This window comes from Peribacillus sp. QJM3NY_7 (assembly GCF_056173225.1).
This window is the reverse complement of sequence record NZ_CM149663.1, coordinates 4,936,814-4,947,500: the sequence shown is the minus strand read 5'-3', so window position 1 is coordinate 4,947,500 and position 10,687 is coordinate 4,936,814. Positions and strand designations below refer to the sequence as shown.

The following is a 10,687-nucleotide window of genomic DNA, read 5'->3' as shown; positions in this document are numbered from 1 at the left end:
ATCGTTTGAACGATGGGGGGACGCAGAAGGATAGGGTAAGCGCGCTGTTGGATATGCGCGTCCAAGCAGTTAGGCCGGAAACGAGGCAAATCCCGTTTCCATTAAGGCGGAGCTGTGATGGCGAGGGAAATATAGTACCGAAGTTCCTGATTCCACGCTGCCAAGAAAAGCCTCTAGTGAGATGTAAGGTGCCCGTACCGCAAACCGACACAGGTAGGCGAGGAGAGAATCCTAAGGTGTGCGAGAGAACTCTCGTTAAGGAACTCGGCAAAATGACCCCGTAACTTCGGGAGAAGGGGTGCTTTTTAGGGTGAATAGCCCAGAAAAGCCGCAGTGAATAGGCCCAGGCGACTGTTTAGCAAAAACACAGGTCTCTGCGAAGCCGCAAGGCGAAGTATAGGGGCTGACACCTGCCCGGTGCTGGAAGGTTAAGGGGAGAGGTTAGCGCAAGCGAAGCTTTGAACCGAAGCCCCAGTAAACGGCGGCCGTAACTATAACGGTCCTAAGGTAGCGAAATTCCTTGTCGGGTAAGTTCCGACCCGCACGAAAGGTGTAACGATCTGGGCACTGTCTCAACGAGAGACTCGGTGAAATTATAGTACCTGTGAAGATGCAGGTTACCCGCGACAGGACGGAAAGACCCCGTGGAGCTTTACTGCAGCCTGATATTGAATTTTGGTACAGCTTGTACAGGATAGGTAGGAGCCTGAGAAGCCGGAGCGCCAGCTTCGGTGGAGGCGTTGGTGGGATACTACCCTGGCTGTATTGAAATTCTAACCCGCGCCCCTTATCGGGGTGGGAGACAGTGTCAGGTGGGCAGTTTGACTGGGGCGGTCGCCTCCTAAAGAGTAACGGAGGCGCCCAAAGGTTCCCTCAGAATGGTTGGAAATCATTCGTAGAGTGTAAAGGCACAAGGGAGCTTGACTGCGAGACCTACAAGTCGAGCAGGGACGAAAGTCGGGCTTAGTGATCCGGTGGTTCCGCATGGAAGGGCCATCGCTCAACGGATAAAAGCTACCCCGGGGATAACAGGCTTATCTCCCCCAAGAGTCCACATCGACGGGGAGGTTTGGCACCTCGATGTCGGCTCATCGCATCCTGGGGCTGTAGTCGGTCCCAAGGGTTGGGCTGTTCGCCCATTAAAGCGGTACGCGAGCTGGGTTCAGAACGTCGTGAGACAGTTCGGTCCCTATCCGTCGCGGGCGCAGGAAATTTGAGAGGAGCTGTCCTTAGTACGAGAGGACCGGGATGGACGCACCGCTGGTGTACCAGTTGTCTTGCCAAAGGCATAGCTGGGTAGCTACGTGCGGACGGGATAAGTGCTGAAAGCATCTAAGCATGAAGCCCCCCTCAAGATGAGATTTCCCATGGCGCAAGCTAGTAAGATCCCTGAAAGATGATCAGGTTGATAGGTCAGAGGTGGAAGCATGGTGACATGTGGAGCTGACTGATACTAATAGATCGAGGACTTAACCAACGCTTTTTAAAAAATGAAATACCTTCTTATTATCTAGTTTTGAAGGAATGAAAATTTCTTCTTGCATTTTCTCAAAAAGACGTTATAATAATATATGTCTTGAAAAAATGTTAACATTGTTTGGTGACGATAGCGAAGAGGTCACACCCGTTCCCATTCCGAACACGGCAGTTAAGCTCTTCAGCGCCGATGGTAGTTGGGGGTTTCCCCCTGTGAGAGTAGGACGTCGCCAAGCAGGTTTCATATGGAGGATTAGCTCAGCTGGGAGAGCATCTGCCTTACAAGCAGAGGGTCGGCGGTTCGATCCCGTCATCCTCCACCATTTTACACCTGCCGGTGTAGCTCAACTGGTAGAGCAACTGACTTGTAATCAGTAGGTTGGGGGTTCAAGTCCTCTTGCCGGCACCACTTTTTAAGATAGTACAAGCACGAGCCATTAGCTCAGTTGGTAGAGCATCTGACTTTTAATCAGAGGGTCGAAGGTTCGAATCCTTCATGGCTCACCATTTATATGCGGGTGTGGCGGAATTGGCAGACGCACCAGACTTAGGATCTGGCGCCGCAAGGCGTGGGGGTTCAAGTCCCTTCACCCGCATCTTTCATGCGGAAGTAGTTCAGTGGTAGAATACAACCTTGCCAAGGTTGGGGTCGCGGGTTCGAATCCCGTCTTCCGCTCCACTTTTCGTATGTGCCGGGGTGGCGGAACTGGCAGACGCACAGGACTTAAAATCCTGCGGTAGGTGACTACCGTACCGGTTCGATTCCGGTCCTCGGCACCATCATAAATATGCGCCCGTAGCTCAATTGGATAGAGCATCTGACTACGAATCAGAAGGTTGTAGGTTCGACTCCCGCCGGGCGCACCATGTTTTTATTGCGGGAAGTAGCTCAGCTTGGTAGAGCACTTGGTTTGGGACCAAGGGGTCGCAGGTTCGAATCCTGTCTTCCCGACCACGTGATTTTTAATGAATGGGGCCTTAGCTCAGCTGGGAGAGCGCCTGCCTTGCACGCAGGAGGTCAGCGGTTCGATCCCGCTAGGCTCCACCATTTTTCAATCAGAAACTTATATTATATTGGCGGTGTAGCTCAGCTGGCTAGAGCGTACGGTTCATACCCGTGAGGTCGGGGGTTCGATCCCCTCCGCCGCTACCAATAAATATAAGGACCTTTAGCTCAGCTGGTTAGAGCAGACGGCTCATAACCGTCCGGTCGTAGGTTCGAGTCCTACAAGGTCCACCATATTCATTTTTTTAAGCCGTGGAGGTATACCCAAGTTCGGCTGAAGGGATCGGTCTTGAAAACCGACAGGGGAGTCAAATCCCGCGGGGGTTCGAATCCCTCTACCTCCTCCATTTTTTCTAAAAGCAGCAAGTTGTTTTAAAACAACCTTACATAAAGGATGCATGCAAAACAATATTCACGAAAACTTGATGCTAATCGTTTCATTATTACCGTCGCGGGGTGGAGCAGTCCGGTAGCTCGTCGGGCTCATAACCCGAAGGTCGCAGGTTCAAATCCTGTCCCCGCAATTATTAGGTCCCGTGGTGTAGCGGTTAACATGCCTGCCTGTCACGCAGGAGATCGCGGGTTCGATTCCCGTCGGGACCGCCATTATTTAAATTGAATACATATGTGGCTCAGTAGCTCAGTCGGTAGAGCAAAGGACTGAAAATCCTTGTGTCGGCGGTTCGATTCCGTCCTGAGCCACCATATTTTACAAAATTACGGCGATTGTGGCGAAGTGGTTAACGCACCTGATTGTGGTTCAGGCATTCGTGGGTTCGATTCCCATCAGTCGCCCCATTTCGCGGGTGTAGTTTAGTGGTAAAACCTCAGCCTTCCAAGCTGATGATGAGGGTTCGATTCCCTTCACCCGCTCCAAATATGGGCCTATAGCTCAGCTGGTTAGAGCGCACGCCTGATAAGCGTGAGGTCGATGGTTCGAGTCCATTTAGGCCCACCATATTCATATTGTTCCGCAGTAGCTCAGTGGTAGAGCATTCGGCTGTTAACCGAACGGTCGTAGGTTCGAGTCCTACCTGCGGAGCCATGGGGAAGTACTCAAGAGGCTGAAGAGGCGCCCCTGCTAAGGGTGTAGGTCGCGCGAGCGGCGCGAGGGTTCAAATCCCTCCTTCTCCGCCAGTTGGCCCGTTGGTCAAGCGGTTAAGACACCGCCCTTTCACGGCGGTAACACGGGTTCGAATCCCGTACGGGTCATAACAAAAAAGGAAGCATACATTCATGTATGCTTCTTTTTTTCATTTATTTTCCTTGATATAACCATCTTTTTGTTTATAGGGAATGTCTCCAAGTTGGGATTCTATATTTTCTTCTTTCAGGGTATCTTCATATTCCTTTTGCTTTTTGTTCGGTATATCCACTCTCGTTTTTCCTTCGATATCATTTGCTGCAAATCCTTCATAGTCTTCAGGAAATCCATCCGTTTCATCCTCGTTTTTATAAAGATCATTGTAATTGTCATGATCACCGGTATAATCAGATGGCGTTTCTGATGTACCGAATTTGGCCACTTCACCAAAGCTATCTTCTTTAGCCGCCATTTCGATTCCATGACGATTTTCAAAATGATCACCCTTGGATGGAATCAGTATATCCTCTTCCACTGGCCTGTCTTGTGAAAGCGTTCGTTCTGGGGCATGCTCGACACAGTAGAGGGTGCTTGGGATCGCTTCAAGCCTCTCGATGGGGATTTCCTTATTGCAGGTTTTACAATGGCCATACGATCCTTCTTCCATGGCTTTCAAAGCTTCTTCTATTTTCTCCATTTCGGATTGTGCATGCTCATCGAGTGCTTGATTCCGTTCCATCTCGAATAATTCGGTCCCTAGGTCTGCAGGATGATTATCATAGGATGATAATTCACTTACGGATTCCGTCTGGCTTTTATCCAGAACGGATTGTTCATCATTTTGAATTCTTTTACATAGCTCATTTTTTTCCTGAAGCAGTTCTTTTTTTAATTTTTGCGTTTGTTGTTTCGTTGCCATATCCAATTCACTCCTTCTAAACTAAAGTCCAAATCTCTTTTTATATTGGTAAGGTGGTTGTATTATCTATTACCCGAATCGGAGTATAGGAAAACAATATGGAACGGAAGATAGAAAAAAGGACTGAGCGGATGGGCTCAGTCCCCGGAGACTATATAAGATAGCTGATGAATAATCCAATGGCCATGAGTAAACCAAAGAAGGTGTTCGTTTGGGCAGTGGCTTTCATTGCCGGCACCATCGTGATCGGCTGTGTTTTACCTACGAAGCCTTTTATTGCGGCCATTGCCTTCGGTATGCTAAGGAAGGCAAGGAGAATCCAAGCCGTAACGCTTCCGGTAAGAACGAGCCCAACAAGCCATAGATAAGAGAAAGCGAACATGATTGCCATGAATGTCAGGGCGTTTTTCCTGCCCATCACGACTGGCATCGTTTTGCGGCCATGTGCCTTATCCCCATCATGATCCCGGAGGTTATTGGATAAGTTGATCAGCCCTACCAGTATCCCACTTGGAATGGCAATTAAGATGGCTGTTGAAGAAACATCACCGGTTTGAATGAAAAAGGCGATCAGGATTATCAAAAAGCCCATGAACAATCCAGAAAAAAGTTCCCCGAACGGTGTATATGAAATGGGCAGGGGACCGCCTGTATAAAGATAGCCGACAAGCATGCAAACGAGGCCTACTGCAGCTAGCCACCAAGACGATGCGGCACAGATATAGATTCCAATGATCAAGGCGATGGCATACATGCCAAGGGCCAAGTTCATGATTAGTCTGGGGGTCATCCCATGACGGACGATCCCGCCTCCGATGCCTACGGATTCCTCCGTATCCAGGCCTCTCTTGAAATCATAGTATTCATTGAATAAATTGGTTGCAGCTTGAATCAGGATACTTGCAACCATCATGGCAGCGAATAGTAACCAATTCACTCCATCTTCCAAAAGTGCAATCACAGTTCCAAGTAAGACTGGGACAAAAGCTGCGGTTAGTGTATGTGGACGAATTAACTCCCACCAAATCTTCCAGGTCCGTTTAAGGGGAAGTCCGTCGTATTCTGTTTGCATTATTTCTCTCCTCAAAATCATTATTGGTTCTCTCGAAATTATAACAAATATTAAAATGTTGCACAAAAGGTTATCCTAATAAATGCAGGAAAAGTGAGTATGGGTGTAATTGAAATTCATGGGTGATTCATTTCCAAAATCAAGGGTATTTCTCTACATTCGCTAAGATTCATATAATAAGGAAAAAAGCAGGGAAGAATCGTTCGGTAAAGGGGCGTTTTATTGACATGAGGTTCAAGGGAGGTGTATCTTTAAATAGGTTAAATAGCTTTTAAAATGTACATTTGGGGGGATTTTTTTGGCTATCTCAGAGGAAACTGAACAGTTTCAGGGACTGGCTTCAGCTATACAAAAGGCGAAGGACTTGAATGATCAAGTTCTATTCAGTCATATTAAGAAGATTAAATGCAACAGCCCCCTTTCATTTTATCAAGCTGGAAGAGAACGGTATGCAGGTGAACGCTTTTTCTGGGAGGACCCTGCAAAGGAAATAACCATCACCGGTTTAGGCAATGTTAAGAAACTCAAAGCGGCATCGAATGCCGAACGTTATAGAGAAGTCGAAAAGAGCTGGATCAAACTGCAGAATGATGCTGTCAAAACAGGAGTGACCGATGTAGAAGCGACAGGTCCTTTACTGTTTGGGGGCTTTTCTTTTGATTATGAAACTGACAGTACGCTCCTTTGGAATCAGTTCGGGGACAACCTATTTTATATACCTGCCTTCATGCTGTCAATGGTGGGGAAACAAGCTTACTTAACGACAAACTTACTTTGTTCGCCTGATGATTCAGAAAAACTCTTCATAGATATGATAAATGAACGGGAAGCTTTCCTCTTCGAAAGCTTGGATGGCAATGGATTGGGTGCAAATTCCCTAGTTATGCAGAGGGAAGTCGAACCTGAGGAATGGAAGCGGACGGTCGCAGAGGCTGTTCAGGAAATCAAGACGACAGATCTCGACAAGATTGTTTTGGCAAGGGAGCTTCGACTTGGTTTTGAACGTTCCATCGATTCGGGGAAAGTGCTTGAACGATTGATTGCTGAGCAGCCATTGAGTTATATTTTCAGTTTGGAGGCTGGTGGTGACTGTTTTGTCGGTGCCACTCCCGAACGTTTGATTAAGAAACAGGGAAATGAAGTTTTTTCTACATGCCTTGCCGGATCGATGCGGCGAGGGAAAGATGAGCAAGAAGATGTTTGTCTTGGTGAAGAATTGCTTCATGACCAAAAGAATTTACAAGAGCATCAATATGTCGTGTCGATGATATCCAATGCTTTTGATTCTGTATGCGAAAAGGTGATGGTCCCAGCCGGACCGACACTTATGAAAAACCGACATATCCAGCATTTGTACACACCGGTTCGCGGTATATCCAAGAAAGGTGTCACGATTTTTGAATTTGTCGAGAACCTCCATCCCACACCTGCCATGGGCGGACTTCCAAAAGAAAAGGCTGTTGTCCGAATTCGGGAATTGGAAGGTCTGGAACGCGGATTTTATGCGGGTCCTTTAGGCTGGGTGGATACGTATGGGAACGGGGAATTCGCTGTAGGGATACGTTCTGCCCTGATACAGAACAATGAGGCATCGCTCTTTGCCGGATGCGGAGTAGTGGAAGATTCGACACCCGAAAGTGAATTCCGGGAAACGGGGATTAAATTCAATCCGATGTTAAGTGCTTTAGGAGGAAATCTTAATGAATGACCGAGATGCATTGACAGCGTATGCTGCTTCATTCGTCGATGAGCTTGCACAAAATGAGGTGAAGCATGTGGTGGTGAGCCCAGGTTCACGATCCACGCCACTGGCTTTGCTGCTAGTGGAACATCCTGATATCGAAATTCATATTAATGTGGATGAGCGTTCGGCTGCTTTTTTTGCCCTTGGTTTGGCTAAGGTCTTAAGAGAACCTGTCGGACTTCTTTGTACGTCCGGTACAGCCGCTGCAAACTATTACCCAGCCGTCATCGAGGCTTTCTATTCAAGAGTGCCGCTTATTGTACTTACCGCTGACCGTCCGCATGAATTGCGAGATGTCGGAGCCCCGCAGGCGATCGATCAAATACACCTTTACGGGAGACATGTAAAATGGTTTGTCGAAATGGCACTTCCTGAAAGCACGGAAGGGATGATGCGGTATGCCAGAACGGTCGGTGCAAGGGCAGTGGCTACAGCGGCCGCTGAACCGGCAGGGCCTGTACATTTGAATTTCCCGCTTCGAGAACCATTGATTCCGGACCTGGATCAAGCAAAAGAGTTCAGGCAAAATAAAAGGAAGCCTGCAGTGTTGATTGACAGTGGAGAACGGTCATTGTCCGCATCACAAATAGAAGTGGTTGCAACTACATTGTCAAAAGCTAAGCAAGGTATCATTGTATGTGGTGAATTACCGCATCCAGAGATGAAGGAAGCCATTGTCGCATTAGCGAAAAAGCTTGCTTTTCCGGTACTGGCTGATCCCCTTTCACAGTTAAGGAGCGGAAGTCATGATAAAGCCAACATCATTGATGCGTACGATACATTTCTGCGCGATGAAACAGCAAAAGCGGCGTTCAGGCCGGAAGTGATCTTGCGATTCGGGGCAATGCCTGTTTCTAAACCGTTATTGTTATTCATGAAAAAACAAAAACAGGCGATTACTTTGGTCGTCGATGGCGGAGCAGGCTGGCGCGAACCAGCCGGTTTGGCAACGAATATGATTTACAGCGAAGAGAAAGATTTTTGTCTGCGAATAGCTGAAGGCATTACTTCTTCCCCTGATGATGAATGGCTTCGCTTATGGCAAACCGTCAACGGAGCGACGAAGGATGCCTTAGCCTCCGTCAGGGATGAAGCGGAGTTAAGCGAAGGCAAGCTGTTCGCCTTGCTTGCTGATATGATGCCATTGGAGTCGACGTTATTTGTCGGGAATAGTATGCCTATACGTGATTTGGATACTTTCTTTTTGAATAATGAAAAAGGAATCCAAACCATTGCCAATCGCGGGGCGAATGGCATCGATGGTGTCGTTTCCACTGCACTTGGCGTGAGCACGGTATCGAAAAATTCAGTGCTGGCAATCGGGGATTTAAGCTTTTTCCATGATATGAATGGCTTGCTTGCAGCAAAACTTCAAAAACAAAATATCACGATTTTGCTGGTTAATAATGATGGCGGCGGCATTTTTTCCTTCTTGCCGCAGGCGAATGAGAGGGAACATTTCGAAACGCTATTCGGCACGCCTCATGGGCTTGATTTTTCACATACTGCCCAGCTTTATGGCGGTAAATACAACAAGGTGCAAAATTGGGATGAGTTCGAGAAGGTATTTACAGAGTCGTTCGAAATTCAAGGTCTGAAAATCATCGAAGTACCGACAGAAAGAGAGTCCAATTTACAAAAGCATCGAAATTTGTGGAGCTTTGTTTCCCAGGAAATAAAAATGGTGTTAGACAGGGAAATATCATGAATATTGTCAGCAAGGATGTCAATTATGCTGTTGAAATAACGGGAAATGGGGATCCTCTTGTTCTTTTGCATGGATTTACGGGAAATCGGGATACATGGAAATTTCTCATCCCGCTACTGAGTGACAGGTATACGCTGATCATGGTCGACATCATCGGACATGGCATGTCTGCATCACCAGCTGACTATCGAAGGTATGAGCTGGAAAATGTGGCTGAGGATATCAAGTATATTTTGGATGTGTTACATTTCCCGAAAGCCCATATCCTTGGATACTCGATGGGCGGAAGGCTCGGATTGGGATTTGCCTGTTTGTATCCTGAGTATGTTGATACATTGATACTGGAGAGTGCTTCACCAGGTCTTTTAACAGAAGAGGAACGGGAAATCCGAAGGGGAAATGATCGGAGGCTTGCCGAACGGATTCTTGCAAATGGCATGGAAGCGTTTGTGGATCAATGGGAAAACATCCCGCTGTTTGAAAGCCAAAAACGGTTGTCGGCCAAAACCAGGTCAGCCATTCGGGAGCAGCGGTTGGCAAATGACCCTGCCGGCCTTTCCAATAGCCTTCTTGGCATGGGGACCGGCAGTCAGGCTTCTTACTGGGAACAACTGCAAACCCTTGATTTCCCGGTGCTCCTTGTAACCGGTGAACTTGACCATAAGTTTTGTCGAATAGCGGACTCGATGAAAAAAGAGCTGAAGCGCGCCGAATGGAAAATAATAAATGATGCGGGACATGCGATTCATGTGGAAGTTGGAGAAAAGTTTGGTAAAATAATAAGTGAGTTTTTAAAGCGAAATAAAAGGAGGAATTAATGTGACGATTCAATGGGAAACAATACGTGAATATGATGAGATTTTGTATGAAAAATATAACGGGATTGCGAAAGTGTCCATCAATCGACCGCATGTACATAATGCATTCACGCCAAAAACGACTGCTGAAATGATTGATGCATTTGCAAGGGCGCGTGATGATTCCAGCATTGGTGTCATTATTTTAACAGGTGTAGGCGGCAAAGCATTCTGTTCAGGCGGAGACCAAAAAGTCCGCGGAAATGGCGGATATGTGGGTGAAGATAACATTCCGCGTCTAAATGTTCTTGATTTGCAACGTTTGATCCGCGTCATTCCAAAACCAGTCGTAGCCATGGTGGCAGGATATGCAATTGGCGGAGGTAATGTCTTGAACGTGGTATGTGACTTGACGATTGCTGCTGACAATGCAATTTTCGGACAAACTGGACCGAATGTAGGAAGCTTTGATGCTGGTTATGGTTCTGGCTACCTTGCACGTATCGTGGGTCATAAAAAGGCGCGTGAAATCTGGTACCTATGCCGTCAATACAATGCACAGGAAGCATTGGATATGGGATTGGTCAACACGGTCGTGCCTTTAGACCAATTAGAAGCGGAAACGGTTAAATGGTGTGAAGAAATGCTTGAGAAGAGCCCGACTGCACTTCGTTTCCTGAAAGCGGCAATGAACGCTGATACGGATGGCCTTGCAGGTCTTCAGCAATTGGCTGGTGACGCTACACTTTTATACTATACAACAGAAGAAGCAAAAGAAGGCCGCGATGCATTCAAAGAAAAACGCACTCCGGACTTTGGGCAATTCCCTCGTTTCCCTTAATGAAACGCGTGAATCGATGAGACTGACAGCTTGGCGGAAA

General features: G+C 47.3%; 6 protein-coding genes, 21 tRNA genes and 2 rRNA genes (1 of these 29 only partly in view). 27 read left to right on the top strand and 2 right to left on the bottom strand.

Annotated elements, in window-relative coordinates; all coding sequences use genetic code 11:
• The 23 genes from AC0VX1_RS23925 to AC0VX1_RS23815 form a co-directional block, all read left to right on the top strand.
• Positions 1-1,477: ribosomal RNA gene (locus AC0VX1_RS23925) — 23S ribosomal RNA — on the top strand (it extends 1,456 nt beyond the left edge of the window).
• A gap of 119 nt (positions 1,478-1,596) precedes the next feature.
• Positions 1,597-1,712, top strand: a 5S ribosomal RNA gene (rrf, locus tag AC0VX1_RS23920).
• 11 nt (positions 1,713-1,723) lie between these two features.
• Positions 1,724-1,799 (top strand) — tRNA-Val (locus tag AC0VX1_RS23915).
• Positions 1,800-1,809: 10 nt separating this feature from the next.
• Positions 1,810-1,885: transfer RNA gene (locus AC0VX1_RS23910), tRNA-Thr, on the top strand.
• A gap of 22 nt (positions 1,886-1,907) precedes the next feature.
• A tRNA-Lys gene (locus AC0VX1_RS23905) sits at positions 1,908-1,983 on the top strand.
• A gap of 7 nt (positions 1,984-1,990) precedes the next feature.
• Positions 1,991-2,072: transfer RNA gene (locus AC0VX1_RS23900), tRNA-Leu, on the top strand.
• 8 nt (positions 2,073-2,080) lie between these two features.
• A tRNA-Gly gene (locus tag AC0VX1_RS23895) sits at positions 2,081-2,155 on the top strand.
• 12 nt (positions 2,156-2,167) lie between these two features.
• Positions 2,168-2,256 (top strand) — tRNA-Leu (locus tag AC0VX1_RS23890).
• A 10-nt stretch (positions 2,257-2,266) separates the two neighbouring features.
• Positions 2,267-2,343: transfer RNA gene (locus AC0VX1_RS23885), tRNA-Arg, on the top strand.
• Positions 2,344-2,354: 11 nt separating this feature from the next.
• Positions 2,355-2,431 (top strand) — tRNA-Pro (locus tag AC0VX1_RS23880).
• Between the two features lie 17 nt (positions 2,432-2,448).
• A tRNA-Ala gene (locus AC0VX1_RS23875) sits at positions 2,449-2,524 on the top strand.
• A gap of 28 nt (positions 2,525-2,552) precedes the next feature.
• A tRNA-Met gene (locus AC0VX1_RS23870) sits at positions 2,553-2,629 on the top strand.
• A gap of 10 nt (positions 2,630-2,639) precedes the next feature.
• A tRNA-Ile gene (locus AC0VX1_RS23865) sits at positions 2,640-2,716 on the top strand.
• 20 nt (positions 2,717-2,736) lie between these two features.
• Positions 2,737-2,829 (top strand) — tRNA-Ser (locus tag AC0VX1_RS23860).
• A 103-nt stretch (positions 2,830-2,932) separates the two neighbouring features.
• A tRNA-Met gene (locus AC0VX1_RS23855) sits at positions 2,933-3,006 on the top strand.
• A 6-nt stretch (positions 3,007-3,012) separates the two neighbouring features.
• Positions 3,013-3,088: transfer RNA gene (locus tag AC0VX1_RS23850), tRNA-Asp, on the top strand.
• Between the two features lie 23 nt (positions 3,089-3,111).
• Positions 3,112-3,187: transfer RNA gene (locus tag AC0VX1_RS23845), tRNA-Phe, on the top strand.
• Between the two features lie 17 nt (positions 3,188-3,204).
• Positions 3,205-3,280: transfer RNA gene (locus AC0VX1_RS23840), tRNA-His, on the top strand.
• Between the two features lie 4 nt (positions 3,281-3,284).
• A tRNA-Gly gene (locus tag AC0VX1_RS23835) sits at positions 3,285-3,358 on the top strand.
• Between the two features lie 5 nt (positions 3,359-3,363).
• Positions 3,364-3,440, top strand: a tRNA-Ile gene (locus AC0VX1_RS23830).
• A gap of 12 nt (positions 3,441-3,452) precedes the next feature.
• A tRNA-Asn gene (locus AC0VX1_RS23825) sits at positions 3,453-3,527 on the top strand.
• A 1-nt stretch (position 3,528) separates the two neighbouring features.
• Positions 3,529-3,619: transfer RNA gene (locus AC0VX1_RS23820), tRNA-Ser, on the top strand.
• Positions 3,620-3,622: 3 nt separating this feature from the next.
• Positions 3,623-3,694: transfer RNA gene (locus AC0VX1_RS23815), tRNA-Glu, on the top strand.
• Positions 3,695-3,735: 41 nt separating this feature from the next.
• Here the strand turns inward: AC0VX1_RS23815 and AC0VX1_RS23810 are convergent.
• Complete coding sequence (locus AC0VX1_RS23810) at positions 3,736-4,485, bottom strand: TraR/DksA C4-type zinc finger protein (protein ID WP_475469344.1); 750 nt, start codon at positions 4,483-4,485, stop codon at positions 3,736-3,738.
• Positions 4,486-4,636: 151 nt separating this feature from the next.
• On the bottom strand, positions 4,637-5,557 hold the full coding sequence (locus tag AC0VX1_RS23805) for a 1,4-dihydroxy-2-naphthoate polyprenyltransferase (RefSeq protein WP_063574831.1): 921 nt from the start codon (positions 5,555-5,557) through the stop codon (positions 4,637-4,639).
• 298 nt (positions 5,558-5,855) lie between these two features.
• On the opposite strand from AC0VX1_RS23805, the gene AC0VX1_RS23800 reads away from it, so the two are divergent.
• From AC0VX1_RS23800 to menB, 4 genes are read left to right on the top strand one after another with little or no spacing between them, the layout of a single operon-like run.
• Complete coding sequence (locus tag AC0VX1_RS23800; RefSeq protein WP_475469341.1) at positions 5,856-7,265, top strand: isochorismate synthase; 1,410 nt, start codon at positions 5,856-5,858, stop codon at positions 7,263-7,265.
• Complete coding sequence (gene menD, locus AC0VX1_RS23795; RefSeq protein WP_475469339.1) at positions 7,258-9,009, top strand: 2-succinyl-5-enolpyruvyl-6-hydroxy-3-cyclohexene-1-carboxylic-acid synthase; 1,752 nt, start codon at positions 7,258-7,260, stop codon at positions 9,007-9,009. Before AC0VX1_RS23800 ends, menD begins: the two co-directional genes overlap by 8 nt.
• Positions 9,006-9,827 carry a 2-succinyl-6-hydroxy-2,4-cyclohexadiene-1-carboxylate synthase gene (menH, locus tag AC0VX1_RS23790; protein ID WP_268565130.1) on the top strand — a complete coding sequence of 274 codons (822 nt, stop codon included), beginning with the start codon at positions 9,006-9,008 and terminating at the stop codon, positions 9,825-9,827. The genes menD and menH overlap by 4 nt, the downstream gene beginning before the upstream one ends.
• A 7-nt stretch (positions 9,828-9,834) precedes the next feature.
• Complete coding sequence (gene menB / locus AC0VX1_RS23785; protein ID WP_370029151.1) at positions 9,835-10,647, top strand: 1,4-dihydroxy-2-naphthoyl-CoA synthase; 813 nt, start codon at positions 9,835-9,837, stop codon at positions 10,645-10,647.
• Positions 10,648-10,687 lie beyond the last annotated feature (40 nt).